We start from the raw sequence: 15,501 nt of genomic DNA on the forward strand, positions 1-15,501 counted from the left end.
ATACAATTCATTTAGTGAGTTTTTTTAGTGGGAAAAAATGACAAAAAATATTTCAATTATTAGCAGAAACTTAATTAGTATCGAATTAGTTAACAAACAAGATTTAGAGAATTTCATCAAGATTTTCACAGTGCTTGATAAACATATAGCAGCTAAAACACTTTTTACAGAAGAAGTGAGAATAGAGTATAAACAGCACAACGGCGGAGAAGTTGTTGAATTGCTAAAAGATACAGACTTTACATATCATGAGGTTGAAAATGTATTGAACCACCTGAGTAAACATGGAATGAAGGTGCCCAGCAGTGTTATAGCACACACCCTTTTTGCTGCATACAATCACGCACTTGAATCTAAGAATGTAGCATTTTCTTTTTCTGAAGGCTCTCCACAATTTAACATCAGAGTGAGTAAGAACACCTTCATAATAACTCCTATGAGTGAAGAGAATTTGGAATTGAATTCACAAATTAGCAAGACATTAATAGAGTCGTTACAGAGCGAAAAAAATATTTATGATTGTATAGTAGAAGAAAATACCATTAAAGTTATAGTGCATTCTGAAATACATCAAGCTATAAATTTGATTATAAAATCACTGATAAAGTCTCGCCTTTTAGCAAAAGAGGAAGAAGGAAAATTCAAAGAGAAATTGAGACAACTTGCTTTTAAGGATCAAGCTTTTGTTGAATATTCCAGTATCAAAACCATCAGTAGGTATCCACATAATCATCCTCTGAGAAAGCATGAAAGTATTACTAAGGATATAGAAAATATTTTATGTGATTTCATAGCAAATGAGAACAGCGAGTTTGCTATAGAGCGGTTAAATAAGCTGAGCTCAGCAGTTTCTCCGGATACTCCAAGAATCATCACTAAAACTATAGATAAACTTGTTAAATTTCATTAAGGTATACGAGAGCCAATAGACTTCTTGTACTACCTTCTGTCATCCAAGTAGCCAAGCTACTTGGTTCTTTTTTTGGGTTCAGCACTATGTACATAGCTGTACAAACATTGTAGCCGTTATTCAAGTAGTCCGCAGAAGCAAAAAACTTCCTTGACAAACTCCGCCAGCCCCCTTATTATGACAGTAAGGGTATTTATGACTCAAAACTTGTTTTTGACCTGCAGGCTCAATGACAAAATTCAGTAAAAAACTCAGGGTATTTTTTGGCGGATTACATAAAATTATAGCGGCTGCATGTCTTTTTTATTTTTTCTACATTCAGCCAAATCGCGCTTATTTTAAGCGTTAGCACATTATTACAGCGCCACTTACAGTAATATAGAGTCAAAACTCGCACCACGGGGCTTCTTTTGCCGTAACCGTTCACGGATTGTGAGAATGAATTAAAGAACTAAGCAGTGACAGCTACTAGATTCTGTAGCTTTTGAAAGGGGTTCTGGCCATTTAGACGTGATGTCAAAAATATCGACAACATTCTTTCCACGAATCTTTCTCCACGTTCTGACCAGGTGAAAAAGCTGTTTTTACGATAAATTACGTACCGTCTAATTTGCCGTTCTGCAAGGTTATTAGTTGTTTCTATCACTTCAGGTTTTCTTAAAAACTTCCACATCATATCCTCAGATCGTAACATCTTAGCGGCCATTCTTGAAGCTTGAGTACTATTTGCAACCCTCGTCATTTTACGTAAAAAATGTTTTACCCTTTTCCGAATTTTTCGCACCAGTCGATAAAATCTCAAATTATCTATCAAATTTTGTTTTTTTGCCTTATCTACTACAAACACCTTATTGCTGAGCGATTTTAGTGCTTGGCCAATTTTGCTCACTTCAACATTTTTACTATGGGCAAATCTCTCAAAATCTCTTGCCAGATGTGCCCAACATATCTGTCTATTTTCACGATTGAAGTAATTGTATACAGCGTATCTATCGCTCACAAATATACCATCATATTCTGGCAGTAAACTCTTCAACACCTTCTTACCACGAGACTCGCTTACCTTCAGAAGTGTCAACGCTTTGTTTGTTATTACCCAACTCCAGCCTCTCTTTCCTTGATTTCTGTGCCCTGTTTCGTCTATATGCAAATACTCGCTTCCTTGCAACTCTTCCTTCATTTTCTCATATTCAGATGCACACTTCTTCGATACCCTGCGTTCAGTATTTGAGACTAAACCAAGGCTTATATTTAGATTAAAAATACTGCCCAAAATTTGCTGTACCTCTCTTTTTGAGTTAATAAAAAAGCCGCTAAGGCTGCTTATAACTGTTTTAGCATTGGGTCCTAGAAAATCTCTTGCAACACCTTCGGGTAAATTTGCTGTAATTCTTTTATTACATACTCTACAATCTCCTCTTTGCAACCTGTACTCAGTTACAATTGGCTTAATTTCTGGCAACTCTGCCTTCTGATGAATAATTTCATCTTCTAAAGTAATCTTACCTCCACACATACAAATTGTATCAATTGTGCATCTCACTACCTCGTCTGCAGCCATTAATTCACGCTTATGCACCTTATGTCCTGGCTGACCTCCTGGTTTTTTATCACTTTTCTTTTTTGCTTTCTTACGATATATATCTCGTGATGGTGGCAGCGATGAATTTTGCGAATTTAAGCCCAATTTGTCTTCTAATTCAACTATTTTTGCTTTCAAGCTATCATTTTCTCTGATCAGTGCTTTTATTTCTTCCTTGAGATTAGGTTTTCTGCTACAACCTTTTCTTGCAGCACTGTTGTCATTTACCCATTCCATATTTAGCTTCCTATCTCTTTACACTTTTATACTTACTTTGTAAACCACCTTATCTCCGTGAACGGTTACAGTTTATCACATATTGTACTGGTGATGCTTTCGGTTTGTAATACCTTATTCTGTAGTCTGAATATAGACCCAGCGTTTTGTATATCCATTCGCTACTCCACTTCTTCCACCCAAACCCTTTCTTTGCTTTCCTGGCTCGCATTAAGTTGCGTCTTACCTTCTTTTCCACCCAATGTTTTACGTAATTGAACTTTCGACCAGAGTTCCCTATCCTAAAGTAGTTTACCCACCCTCTCAATATCGGATTGATGTCATGTATCACTCTTTTTATCGGTTGCGATTTATAGCGCCGAAATATTTCCTTCAACTTGCGTAGCAGGTTTGTTCGTGCTTTCATCTGCGGTGTTTTCCTGACATTCCATTTTCCTTGTCTTGTGATATTCTCTTGAAAATCAAACCCTAGGAAGCTAAATGTTTCTCCTTTCTTTAGGTTGATGACTTTTGTCTTTTCTTCATTTACGCTCACTTCTAGTTTTGCTAATTCTTCTTCCAACCTTCTGTATACTGCTCTTTCTAGCCATTCCCGTTTCGGGTGTTCACTAATCAGTATCACTAAATCGTCTGCCCATCTGGCATATTCCATACGTTGGTACTTTCCTTCTTTGGTCACCTCTTTTGCTTTCTCCAACATTTTATCTACCTCATTTAGGTATATATTGCTTAGTAGTGGCGAAAGTGGTGATCCTTGTGCTATTCCTCGTTTTCCTCCTGTTTTGAGGATTAGCTTAATCATGCGCATGATTTCTTTGTCATTTATTCTTTTGGCAATCTTTTCCATCAGAATATGATGTCGCACATTGTCGAAGTAGGATTTCAGATCTACGTCAATTACTTTTGTATTGCCTTTGATTGCTGCTTCCGTTACTTTTTGTACTGCTTCATGCGCATTACGCTTAGGTCTATACCCGTATGATCCTTTTTGGAAGTCTGATTCGAATATCGGTTCAAGTATTAGCTTCAGTGCTGTTTGCACTATTCTATCCCGGATGCAGGGTATGTTCAACTTTCTGAATTTTCCTCCAGATTTTGGTATTTCCTTCCTCCGGTTCCTATTTGGGCTATAGGTCTTGGTTATTAGTTCGTGTCTTATTTGTTGAAGATACTTTTCTAAGCCTTCTGCCTCTATCGATTCGAATGTCATCCCATCTATTCCTGGTGCCCCATTACTCTTCTTTGTTAGCTTATATGCTTCTTCCAGTGTCTCCATCTTACAGACGTGAACATAGATTCCCCAGAATCGCCATTCCGGTTCTGCTTTCGCTTTGATATATATCTTTCTTCTCAGGTCTTGTAATTTTATTGGCATTTTTATCATTTTTACCTTTACCTTCCTTTTGTTAAAAGATTTCTACTAGCAGGGTGCCTTTGCTCCATGAGCGTTACCTCACTTCTTCACTACTACGCACCCATCTGCCACCCTCTCATCTTCAGTTCACTTCCTGTTTTCCAGTTATAGAACCTACCTCTCCAAGGTATTTCTCCTTGGGATGAGGAGGGCTTCTCCAGTTGCTTTGTATGTCCTCATTGCCATGCCGTTACTAACACCCCGCTGAAGTAGACCTATCGTTTCATTCGTTTTTCGTCTGGTCTATTCTGTCTTCGCCAGTACCAAGATGGCTCGACCTTCAGAATATTCCTTTCGAGGCAATCTGTGTATTCGCTTTCGCTACGGCCTGGTAATTCGCCATTATCCTACGATAATGTTGTCGGTAGGCTTCAACATTTTGGTTTCCCTCCATGCTGCTACCCAAGCTACAGGATTCCGACTTTTATCCTGGTAGGTCTATCTCCTACTGAACAATACTTGCCTTCTCTGGACGCACTCAGTCCTGAAAACAATAGCAAATACTATGTTTGTGGTGGGAAAGCAGTAGGTTTATTTCTAGGTTTGAGCATAGCATACCTCGCAGGAGCTGCTGCTTTAACTCCTGTTGTTGCTGTTGCAGTATTTATTGCAGCCACTGTTGTTGGTGCACTGGTGGGTTATGGTATTGGAAAGTTTTGCGAGAAAGTAAGTGAAGAGAAGCAAAATGATCCTGATATGAGTATGTGTACTGCAATTAAGAATGTACTTACTCCCGAATGTTTAAAATCACAATCGCAAGTTCATCCATAAGGTAGGCATTTAATATTGACTTTACTACGATAGTCACTTTAAATTAGTAATTGTTGTTGCAGTTAAAGTATCGATGCCTTTTTTCTTTTATTTTTTCGCAATTCTTAGCATTTTATCTGCTGTTTGTGTGATTAGTGTAAGAAATCCTGTGCATGCAGTATTATTTTTAATTTTCACCTTCGTTAATTCTGCAGTTCTTTTTATTCTCCTTGGAGCTGAATTCATCGCTATGATGGTGCTGATAGTATACATCGGTGCGGTTGCAGTGTTATTCCTTTTTGTAGTTATGATGCTCGATATTGACTACATAAGGTTGCGCCAGGGTTTTGCGAAGCATTTCACTTCTGGTGCTATATTATGTGTTGTGTTTTTTCTGATTATCAGTTTTGTAATCCGCAGCTCAACGCTGAATATAAGTAATGTTATAAACTATAATGCCAATAACGTGAAAGCTATCGGTAATTTGCTCTACACTGACTACATGTACGCTTTTCATCTTTCTGGTATTCTGCTGCTTGTTGCAATTGTTGGTGCAATTGCTCTTACTTTGCAGGACAAGAAAAAAGGAGTTAAAAAACAGAATGTATTAAAGCAATTGACACAATCTTCATCTGTAAAATTGGTTAAGGCTAAATTTGGAAAAGGAGTAGAATGGAAATAGGATTAAATCATTTTTTGATAGTTGCTGCTATTTTGTTCACTATTGGGGTGTGCGGTATTTTCATTAACCGTAAGAGCATAATCAATATATTATTATCAATAGAAATATTATTGCTGGCGATTAATATCAATTTAGTTGCTTTTTCTGCCTTTATGAATGATATAGTTGGGCAAATTTTTGTGATGTTTGTGTTGACTGTTGCGGCAGCAGAGTCAGGAGTTGGGCTTGCAATATTGGTTGTATATTATAGAAGTCGTGGCAATATAGATGTTGAACAAGCGAACTTAATGAAAGAATGAAAGTATGATGGATATACTGAAATTAATAGTATTTTTGCCACTCTTTGGTTCGCTATTTGCAGCACTTTTTAGAAAAAGTCAGTTAGTTACAACGGCAGGGATTGGAATATCTGCAGTTTTATCTTGGTATGTTTTTCTCACCTTCTCTGAAAATTATCACTTGAGTTTATTTCCTCTATTTTCATTAAGTGTATTAAAAGTAAATTGGGCAATTAGTGTGGATGCTCTCTCATCCTTAATGCTTATTGTTATTACCACCGTTTCACTAGTAGTCCACCTCTATTCTATCGGTTATATGGAGCATGACAAAGGGAAGTCGAGGTTTTTTTCTTACCTATCGCTATTTACGTTTTGCATGATTGTGCTGGTTGTAAGCGATAATTTCGTGCAGCTTTTTTTTGGCTGGGAAGGGGTTGGCCTATGTTCTTATTTACTCATAGGATTTTGGTTCCAAAAATATTCTGCAAATAATGCAGCAATTAAAGCATTTGTTGTGAATAGGGTAGGAGACTTTGCACTATTGATTGGGATCTTTCTCATTTATTATACATTTCACTCTTTGAAATTTACTGAAGTTTTTGACACAGCTGATCTTCTTGGCGCACAGAACATTAGGGCATTCTGCTGTGAATTTAAAATAATTCATATAATATGCATATTACTTTTTATTGGCTGTATGGGTAAATCTGCACAGCTTGGTTTACATGTTTGGTTGCCAGATGCAATGGAAGGGCCAACCCCTGTTTCTGCACTCATTCACGCAGCAACGATGGTAACAGCAGGTATATTTTTAGTAGCAAAATGTTCTCCATTGTTTGAGCTATCAAATGTGGCACGAGAATTAATAGTTATTGTTGGGGCACTTACTGCTTTTTTTGCAGCTACGGTTGCGATTACTCAGAACGATATAAAAAAAATAATTGCTTATTCAACCTGCAGCCAACTTGGTTATATGTTCATGGCATGTGGGCTTTCTGCTTACAATGTTGCTATTTTTCATTTAATGACACACGCTTTTTTTAAAGCTCTACTATTTCTTGGTGCTGGCAATGTAATTCATGCAATGCATCATGAGCAAAACATTCAGAAAATGGGAAATTGCTGGAAGAAAATCCCTTGCACTTACACTCTCATGTGGATTGGGTCTCTTGCGCTTTCTGGAATATTTCCATTTGCAGGTTTTTACTCAAAGGATTTGATAATTGAACATGCTTATAGCACGGATAGCTTTGCTTTTGTAATAAGCTTAGTTGTTGCATTCTTCACAGCGTTTTACTCTTGGAGGTTATTGCTTCTTGTGTTCCATAGCCAAAAACAAAGTAAAATTAATATACATGAAGCACCGAAGATTATGCTTATACCATTACTGATACTTGCTTTTGGATCGGTATTTTCTGGAATATGGGGAGCAAATATTTTGAACATAACTAGTAATGCGTTTTGGAAATCAAGTTTAATGGTGATTGATGAGCATGGAGTTCATAATTTCTTTATAAAATTACTACCAACCTTGGCAAGCCTAAGTGGAATAGCACTTGCGTACCTGATTTACCAATATCAAGTAATTAGGCAAATTAAGAGTAAATTTTTACTTAAGTTTTTGCAGAATAAATGGTACTTTGATGAGGTGTATGAGTTTGTTATAATTGCACCGATAAGGTTTATATCTAGGCTTCTATGGAAGTTTGATGTTAAGGCTATTGATTCATTTGGACCAAATGGTGTTGTAAGGTTGGTTAATGAATGTTCAAAAAGTTCTATAAAGTTACAAACTGGTTATATATTTGATTATGCATTTATTATGTTTGTTACTTTAATAATCGGTGCTTTATATATTATTGGAATTAAATAGAAGGTGTTGTTACTTAGTATATTCTTGCTTCCACTGATAGGAGCGTTGATTTTATCCTCGATCAGGATTAATCATCAATCTATACACCTAAGATTCCTTGCCCTATTTTTTGCTGTACTTCCATTTTTGCTTAGCATTGTAGCTTGTATAGAATTTGATTATAACAATACGGACTTTCAGTTTGTCAGCTATCCAGTAAGAGATATTGGAATAGGGGTGGATGGAATATCGTTGCTTTTCCTTCTACTTACGACCTTCTTGTTTGTTATTTGTATGCTCTATAATTGCAAAATGAGTTATACGACCCTAAAAGCCTATATGGCATTATTTCTACTGCTTGAGAGTTTTGTAGTCGGTTTTTTCGTTTCACTGAATGCTATAAGCTTTTATGTGTTTTTTGAAGCTGTCTTAATACCAATGTTCTTTATTATTGGCATTTGGGGAGGGAAGCAAAGGATATATGCGACGTTTAAGTTATTTCTTTATACATTAACTGGCTCATTATTATTTCTACTTGGGTTGGTATACATCTATAGTGTTTTTGGAACGTTTAGTATACAAAAATTAGCTACATTAGTGCCAAGCCTTGATCTTGAAGTGCAGTCATTGCTGTGGATTGCATTTTTTATTTCTTTTGCAATAAAAGTACCGATGTTTCCATTTCACACTTGGCTTCCTGATGCGCATGTGCAATCACCAACTTCTGGATCTGTGATTTTAGCTGGCTTGCTTATTAAAATGGGGGGATATGGATTTTTAAGGTTTCCTATTCCAATGCTTCCTCAGGCAAGTTTGTATTTTTCAAATTTCGTTGTTGTGCTGAGCATTATTGCGGTGATATATGCTTCTCTAGTTGCGTTTGCTCAAGATGATATAAAGAAGTTAATAGCTTATTCTTCAATAGCACATATGGGGATCGTTACTGCTGGCCTCTTTTCATTTTGTGAGGAAGGAGTACTGGGTAGCATATTTCAAATGATTAGTCATGGCCTTATTTCTGCTGCTTTATTTTTGTGTGTTGGAATGCTATATACTCGAACTGGAACTTTGGAGATTGCAAAGTATTTTGGCATAGTAAATACAATGCCAAAATTTGGTTTTATGTTCATTTTGTTTTCAATGGCTTCAATAGGGCTACCTGGAACATCTGGGTTCGCAGGTGAGTTTTTGGCTATGGTTGGAATGTTTAAGAGCATAGGGTTTTTTACAGGATTTATCGCACTTGGCACTATTTTAAGCGCAGTTTATATGCTGAATTTATGTAAGCAAATAATATGGGGGGTTAGCTATTCTAAATTATTAAATAATCGCTTGGATAGCATAGAATTTTCTGTCTTAATTCTGCTTGCAGTGCTTGTTATTTTGCTTGGATTCTACCCAACCCTTGCACTGAATTATTTGAAGCCATGTATGGCAAATTTGTTAGTCAAATATAATGCGCTATGAATTATATACAGATATTGCCGGAAACGTTCTCTATTATCTCCTCGTTAGTGTTGCTACTGCTTGGAATTATATTTAACCGCCGAACTATCAACTTATTAGCACTTGGCTGCACAGTGGTAACTTTGATTATTTTAATTATTTCGGCAGAAAACAATGAAATTTTTCTCTTTAATTCGTTGTTAAAACTCAATTTATACATCAGGTCAGCCCAAGGGTTAATTCTCAGCACAGGAATTTTAATACTTTTGATGCTGAATTTATCAAAATATGACTATAAATATGAATTTTCAATACTGATTCTTTTTGCGCTATTTGGCATGATAACTTTGGTTTCAGCAAATAGTCTGATTTCTTTTTATTTAGCTTTTGAGTTGATGAGTATATCTTTGTATGTTCTTGCGAGCTTTAATAAAGATTCAGCTTATTCATGTGAAGCAGGAGTGAAATATTTTACACTTAGTGCACTATCTTCCTGCATTATGCTATATGGAATGTCGCTGCTTTATGGATATACAGGACAAGTCAATTTCTCTGAGCTCGGTTCATTCTTGCAAAACCATCAGATAACTTATGGAACAGTTTTTGGGTTAGTTTTTATCCTTATTGGTTTGTGTTTCAAGCTTGCTATTGCTCCTTTTCATATGTGGGCTCCAGATGTCTATCAAGGTGCACCTACCATAGTAACTGCGTTTTTTTCTACGGCCCCAAAAGCTGCACTTGTAACATTTTTAATTCGATTGATGAATGAAGAGTTAGTAAATGTAAAAAGTTATGTTCAGCCTATTTTCTTATACGTTTCAGCATTGTCTGTGCTTATCTCAGCTTTTGGGGCCTTGCGTCAGCAAAACTTAAAAAGGCTGCTTGCTTACAGTTCAATTGGTCACATTGGTTTTATATTTGCTTCACTTTCTATTTTTACACAAGCAGGAACAGATAGTGCCTTAATGTATCTGGTGATATATATCATCACAAGCATAGGGCTATTCTCATATCTCGTACAAATTGACGATGACGATTGTGATATTGCAAATTTATCTGGTATAGGAAAAAAGCAACCAATTTTAGCATTCCATCTTTCTATACTATTACTCTCGATGTCGGGAATACCTCCACTTGCAGGTTTTATCGCTAAATTTTTTATATTCAAAAGTTTAATAAATTCTGGCTTTATCAGCCTGTCTTTGGTCCTTGTAATAGCGAGTGTGATATCATGCTACTATTATTTAAATATCATGAAAGTTATGTATTTTGATAAAGCTAGTGGTAATAAGGTTGCTTATTCTAAGGGTCTATTCATTATCACTTCAGTGGCTTCACTTATCAACCTCGTTCTTTTCTTATACGCAGAAGATCTTTACTCATTGATTAGTTCATTGACAAATTAACAATTTAGTGTTTATAATTAGTGATTAATTAATATTTTGTGGTGAAAAATGAGTAAAAGAAAAACTGTTTTGAAATTTTCAATTGCCGCTCTCTTGCTAGGAGGATCGAGCACTGTAGCTGTTTTATATTTTCCTTATGTTGCTTTAGCAATTAAATTTGGTATTGTAATTTCTACAGCTCCTCTGGCAATTTTTGCCATTTCTGTAGTTGCTGCATTAGCTTCAGTAATTACATTAGCAGCATTTACTATTTCCGCCATACGCAGTAAGGGTAAATCTAATAAGGTTAGTAGCGAATCAAGAAGTAAAAATGAAGAAAAAGGACAAAGTCCAGTACAAGAAAAAGATGCACCTACTCCTACGCCACCGTTGCTTTCGCAAGAGCCTGAAAAGTCGGTTATTCCTATTCCACAACAACCACCAGTTGATGATCCAGTGGAAGAAACAGAAACACCGCAACCTGAAAACGTTATGGTTAATGGTGCTGATCAGCAAGCTAACCAAACAGAGGAATCGTTGCCACCATATCCAGAAACTACCTCGCCTCTGAATAGCATAAACCAGAATCAACCATTTTCTATCTTACCATCAATTTTCATGGATAGACATAATAGTTCTGAAGGTAGTGGTAATTATGTTCAAAATCTAGATGATAATTTTTCTGAACTAAATAATGTTCATGATATATTCGAGCATCTAAGACGGGTATCTCTTATGCGTAATTGCTCTAGCAGTTGTCATACTTCTATGTTTTCATCAATACAAGAATCAGAGAGTCTACAAGCAAGCTTAGGAAGTGATAATCCATCAGTGCAGTCTTTTCAACCAAAGAAGGAGCTTTTATATGATGTAAATAAAAAAATTTTTGATAGCGTTGATTATGAAGTAAATTATACTAGACTTTCTGAGAATGCAGGGGAAGCTCCTAATTACGAACGGGAATTTCCACTTACTGAAACAAATGTTAACAGCGGTCCTGAAGCAATGTCCTATGATGTAAATGATAATAGGGTTCCATGCGAACAAACTATAGAGAACACATTATTAGATTCATTGCCTTCTTATCCAAGCACGTCTTCTCCTCTAAACAGTCTAGATCAAGCATCGACTAGCTTACCAATGTTTGATAAACTACGGGTAGCACTTGATCAACGTAAACAGCAACAGCCTAATAGTATTGATTTTCACAAAGCTGATGATGTATGTAGTGTAACCTCAACTGACGTTTCAATAACTACATCTGCGTCTTGTTCTAATCATGCTAGTATGACAAATAGTTATACTTCTTGGGGTACTAATTGGGATGATTCAATTACATCATCACTAGCTTACCAATATGAATCATCTTTAACCTCAATAATTGAAGGTGTGGAAAGTGGTCCTGAAGCAATGCCCTATGACGTAAATGAAAATAGGGCTCCATATAGCAGTATGCAATCACCTGTATTATCAAGTTCTGCTAGCCGTGGCAACAGTTTTTCTGGATAAGAGAGTTTTTTGATACAATTAAGAAAATGATCCCTGAAACATTTGAGGGCTTTCATATTCATCATTACAAAGAAGTTTCAAGCACTAACGAAGAAGCGTTAGATTTAATTGATAAAGGAATATCAAATGAAACTGTCATTATTGCTGATAAACAAACAGAAGGTAGGGGACGCACTGGAAAAAGCTGGATTTCTCCAGAGGGTAATCTCTATGCGAGTTTGATAATTAACCAAGAAACGGATGTCAGCAAATTGACAGAATTGACTTTTGTTACTGCTCTTGCTGTTGGCAACACGTTACTATCATTTATAAGTGACAGTAACGTTCAACACAAATGGCCAAATGACATTCTAATCGATGGCAAGAAAATAAGTGGAATATTGCTTGAAAAAAGATCCAATTCGAATTGGCTCATTATAGGAATTGGAATTAATGTCAATCATGCACCACTTCCAGGAACAACGTGCATTAGCAATTACGGTGAATCTGTGTCTAACATTGATCTGTTAAAGGAATTAATAATAAATTTTAATAAGCTAAGAAAGCAATGGCTATTTGATGGGTTTTATGCTATAAGAGAAATGTGGTTAAAAAAAGCATTCAAAATGAATAAGCAAATCAGTGTAAAGTTAGCTGACAAATTGTATGAAGGAATTTTTGCTGATATAGATAAAAGTGGTAAATTGGTGTTGCAGCAAAAGGATGGAAGCTTAATTTATTTTGATGCAGGTGAGTTATTTATTGATAATGCATTATGAATACATATGTAATTTTTGCTTACCTTATTAGTTTTACGTTGATTACCGGAGAACTGATTTTTACCATTTCTTGCTATACTAAAAGTAAAAAAATTCTAGAAAGCCTGAAAGATAATAATGAAGAAGAAACATAAGCGATTACTTATAACTTCAGGAATTTTCTGCTTTTTAAGCTGCATAGTCTTTTTTATTTTAACGACGCTCAAAGAAAATATCTCATTTTTCTATACAGTAAGTGAGGCAATAGTTTTACCAAATAATCAAAAGCCAATCCGTGTTGGTGGAATGGTCGTTGAAAATAGCGTGATACGCAACGAAAGTGAAGTGATTTTTCAAATGACAGATTTTAATAAGAGCGTTATGGTGAAATATCAGGGAATACTTCCACCAATGTTTTCAGAAAAAAGTGTTGTTGTTGTGCAAGGTAAAATGTTTGATAATAGTACTTTTCTTGCAGATACAGTGTTTGCAAAACATGATGAGAACTATATGCCGAAAGTTTTAAAATAGATTCCCTAATTCAGCTGTATTGAAACGATATGTAGAGAGAGTAACAGCCTGCTAGCAAGCTGTTACCTTTTTTATTAAAGCAATCCGTTTTCTTCCCCAGTAATATGGAGTAATGGAGGAGCTGCTGGTGGAGGAGCAATATCGTCTAAAGCTTGTTTTAAATCACTGAGATCTTTTACTAAACCACTCTCTTGATCACCAACATCTTTAATTAGTTTTGTAACTTTTTTCTCTTCATCTGTTAATATCGTATTTAACTTATTAATGAGGTTTTGATTTATACTATCGACCATCTCATCAATAGCATTTTGAGCATGAGCACCTACTATAGTTTTTGCTAGTTGTTGCTCCGTGAAGTCTTTCCCCTGGCTTTTTAGCTTGAAAGGCCCAATGGTATTAACTTTTTGCTCATTATTTTCTGTTGCAAAACCTTGTACATTGTTTTGTAGACTTTTATCTGTTCTCATATGAGTTACCTCCATAACATTATTAATAATTTAAACTAGCTGCTACGCGCATCAGACAACCTTTTTCCAAACTCGTAAGCACTGGCTTACAAGTACTCAGATTCATGGTAAGCGTATTCTTCAACTGCTATAAATTCAGTGTTAGTATCTTGGAAAATACGGGGTGATGAACGCAAACTTTCCAACGCTTCGCTGTACACAGGTGGCGGTAGAAGTTCTTCTAGCTTCTCATAAACCCCTTTTAGCTTCTCATTTTGCTCTTCAAGTTTCCCTTTTAATGCATCAATGATAGCTTTAGACTGATCTTGATTGCCAAGATCACCAATCACAGCTGTCACTTTCTCATAAGGCAGTTTGTGAATGATGTCTTTAAGCTCTTCTGCACCTATGTTATCCAAAAGTTCTTTAAACTGCTCATTAGACATATTGCGAGCAAAAGCTTGAAGTTTGTCTGGGTTGTTAGCTAAAGACTTAATAACCATCTGAATTTTATTAGGATCAGTTAAATCTCGAGCTACTATTGCAAGTTTCTTGTGGTCTAGCTTATTAATTAAATCATGTAATCTATCTTCTTCTAAAGTGTGTACTAGGGCTGGAAGTCGATTTTTCAACGTTTCGTCCAAAATAGTGTTTATACTTTTCTCATCTGCATCTTTTATTAATTCTACAAACTGATCATTGCTTATTGTACTGATAATCACCCTGAACTGATCCATTTTTATGTGAGGTAAAATTTCTTTTACTTGGTCTAGATTTAAGTCTTTCACTAGGTTTGTAAGCTGATCTTTATCTAAAAGAGGAACTATTATTTGTAATTTTTCTGGATTTAGTTCCTGAACGAGGGTTTGTAATTGGTGGTTGGTTAGATGATCCACTAAAGCTCGGAATTGTGCATCTGTTAAGTTCTCTGCTAAAACCTGTAGTTGTTTATTTGTTAAGCTCTTTGCTAAAATCTGTAATTTCTCATTATTAAGAATATCGGTAAGAGTCTTTAACTGATTTCCTGTTAAGTTCCTCAAAAAAGTTTCGGCGAACTCATTTGATATTAGTACACTCTTTGGTATCTTAAGTGATGTTATATCTTCTATCACCTTTGCCGTATCATGGTGTGGCATACTGTATTGTAATAACTTGTTGTCAGGTGAATCGATTACATTTCCCTCTTTATCTGAAAAATAATATTTATCGTCATCAATACCTGATTCCTCCCATGTTAAATATTTGCACTTCAATTCTTCTGCTATAAAATTATTATAAGAAGTCTTACCCTCAATGGTCCACCCTAATGATAGTTTAAGCAATCTATCATTGTCATATGCAAATGAATTACTGTTCTCGGAATAACCAGGTGTACCACGGTGAACATATCGATTTTGTTTTTCTTCTACGCAATACATTACTCCGTTCTGAAGAAAACTGTTACATAATCTTATAGATAACTCTAGGTTATTGTCTTCTTCACTGAGTGGTATAAGCTTGACTTTTCTCAGAGATTCAGGATTCTCAATTTGAGAATACTTAGTATACCTACCCATTCCACATGAAAACTTTTGTCCAGGCACCATCTTAAAAACATGCTTTTTTCCACTCATAGGCATTACCAATAAATTAATTGTTAGTATTCTAACATTTATTGATTAATTTATTGTTAAGTTAGTATATATCAGGATTATAATAACACACATTACTTGCATAAAGAAAAGTTACAGAAAGAGGGATTT

15 protein-coding genes are annotated in these 15,501 nt (G+C 35.6%); 11 read left to right on the plus strand and 4 right to left on the minus strand.

What is annotated here, in order from left to right; translation table 11 throughout:
- Positions 1 to 37: 37 nt before the first annotated feature.
- Positions 38 to 910 (plus strand): hypothetical protein, encoded by an 873-nt coding sequence (locus tag WKH12_RS02690; RefSeq protein ID WP_434732586.1) that lies wholly within the window; start codon positions 38 to 40, stop codon positions 908 to 910.
- Positions 911 to 1,361: 451 nt separating this feature from the next.
- Here the strand turns inward: WKH12_RS02690 and tnpC are convergent, their stop codons facing one another.
- Both tnpC and ltrA read right to left on the minus strand, forming a co-directional pair.
- The gene (gene tnpC, locus WKH12_RS02695) at positions 1,362 to 2,729 is read right to left on the minus strand and encodes an IS66 family transposase (RefSeq protein WP_434732587.1); all 1,368 of its coding nucleotides are present in this window, start codon (positions 2,727 to 2,729) and stop codon (positions 1,362 to 1,364) included.
- Between the two features lie 49 nt (positions 2,730 to 2,778).
- The gene (gene ltrA, locus WKH12_RS02700) at positions 2,779 to 4,113 is read right to left on the minus strand and encodes a group II intron reverse transcriptase/maturase (protein WP_434732368.1); all 1,335 of its coding nucleotides are present in this window, start codon (positions 4,111 to 4,113) and stop codon (positions 2,779 to 2,781) included.
- A gap of 336 nt (positions 4,114 to 4,449) precedes the next feature.
- On the opposite strand from ltrA, the gene WKH12_RS02705 reads away from it, so the two are divergent.
- The 10 genes from WKH12_RS02705 to ccmE all read left to right on the plus strand — a co-directional run bounded on the left by WKH12_RS02705 (position 4,450) and on the right by ccmE (position 13,313).
- Positions 4,450 to 4,914 carry a hypothetical protein gene (locus tag WKH12_RS02705; RefSeq protein WP_434732588.1) on the plus strand — a complete coding sequence of 155 codons (465 nt, stop codon included), beginning with the start codon at positions 4,450 to 4,452 and terminating at the stop codon, positions 4,912 to 4,914.
- A gap of 73 nt (positions 4,915 to 4,987) precedes the next feature.
- Positions 4,988 to 5,575 (plus strand): NADH-quinone oxidoreductase subunit J, encoded by a 588-nt coding sequence (locus WKH12_RS02710; protein WP_434732589.1) that lies wholly within the window; start codon positions 4,988 to 4,990, stop codon positions 5,573 to 5,575.
- Entirely contained in the window at positions 5,566 to 5,874 is a 309-nt protein-coding gene (gene nuoK, locus WKH12_RS02715) for an NADH-quinone oxidoreductase subunit NuoK (RefSeq protein ID WP_019236815.1), read from the plus strand. Before WKH12_RS02710 ends, nuoK begins: the two co-directional genes overlap by 10 nt.
- A 4-nt stretch (positions 5,875 to 5,878) precedes the next feature.
- Positions 5,879 to 7,726, plus strand: coding sequence for an NADH-quinone oxidoreductase subunit L (gene nuoL, locus WKH12_RS02720; RefSeq protein WP_434732590.1), 1,848 nt, complete (start codon positions 5,879 to 5,881; stop codon positions 7,724 to 7,726).
- Between the two features lie 3 nt (positions 7,727 to 7,729).
- Positions 7,730 to 9,172 (plus strand): complex I subunit 4 family protein, encoded by a 1,443-nt coding sequence (locus WKH12_RS02725; RefSeq protein WP_434732591.1) that lies wholly within the window; start codon positions 7,730 to 7,732, stop codon positions 9,170 to 9,172.
- Positions 9,169 to 10,557 (plus strand): NADH-quinone oxidoreductase subunit N, encoded by a 1,389-nt coding sequence (locus WKH12_RS02730; protein WP_434732592.1) that lies wholly within the window; start codon positions 9,169 to 9,171, stop codon positions 10,555 to 10,557. The genes WKH12_RS02725 and WKH12_RS02730 overlap by 4 nt, the downstream gene beginning before the upstream one ends.
- A 48-nt stretch (positions 10,558 to 10,605) precedes the next feature.
- On the plus strand, positions 10,606 to 12,045 hold the full coding sequence (locus WKH12_RS02735) for a hypothetical protein (protein WP_434732593.1): 1,440 nt from the start codon (positions 10,606 to 10,608) through the stop codon (positions 12,043 to 12,045).
- Positions 12,046 to 12,071: 26 nt separating this feature from the next.
- Complete coding sequence (locus WKH12_RS02740) at positions 12,072 to 12,803, plus strand: biotin--[acetyl-CoA-carboxylase] ligase (protein WP_434732594.1); 732 nt, start codon at positions 12,072 to 12,074, stop codon at positions 12,801 to 12,803.
- Complete coding sequence (locus WKH12_RS02745; RefSeq protein WP_182158513.1) at positions 12,800 to 12,937, plus strand: CcmD-like small membrane protein; 138 nt, start codon at positions 12,800 to 12,802, stop codon at positions 12,935 to 12,937. The genes WKH12_RS02740 and WKH12_RS02745 overlap by 4 nt, the downstream gene beginning before the upstream one ends.
- Positions 12,921 to 13,313, plus strand: coding sequence for a cytochrome c maturation protein CcmE (gene ccmE / locus WKH12_RS02750; RefSeq protein WP_434732595.1), 393 nt, complete (start codon positions 12,921 to 12,923; stop codon positions 13,311 to 13,313). The genes WKH12_RS02745 and ccmE overlap by 17 nt, the downstream gene beginning before the upstream one ends.
- Positions 13,314 to 13,387: 74 nt before the next feature.
- Here ccmE and WKH12_RS02755 read toward each other — a convergent pair whose 3' ends face one another.
- Both WKH12_RS02755 and WKH12_RS02760 read right to left on the minus strand, forming a co-directional pair.
- Complete coding sequence (locus WKH12_RS02755) at positions 13,388 to 13,780, minus strand: hypothetical protein (RefSeq protein WP_353276169.1); 393 nt, start codon at positions 13,778 to 13,780, stop codon at positions 13,388 to 13,390.
- Positions 13,781 to 13,866: 86 nt separating this feature from the next.
- Positions 13,867 to 15,372, minus strand: coding sequence for a magnesium transporter (locus WKH12_RS02760; RefSeq protein WP_434732596.1), 1,506 nt, complete (start codon positions 15,370 to 15,372; stop codon positions 13,867 to 13,869).
- Positions 15,373 to 15,501: the final 129 nt, after the last annotated feature.

Origin of the sequence: Wolbachia endosymbiont of Zygogramma bicolorata (assembly GCF_051130665.1) — a bacterium.
Taxonomy (GTDB): Bacteria; Pseudomonadota; Alphaproteobacteria; order Rickettsiales; family Anaplasmataceae; genus Wolbachia.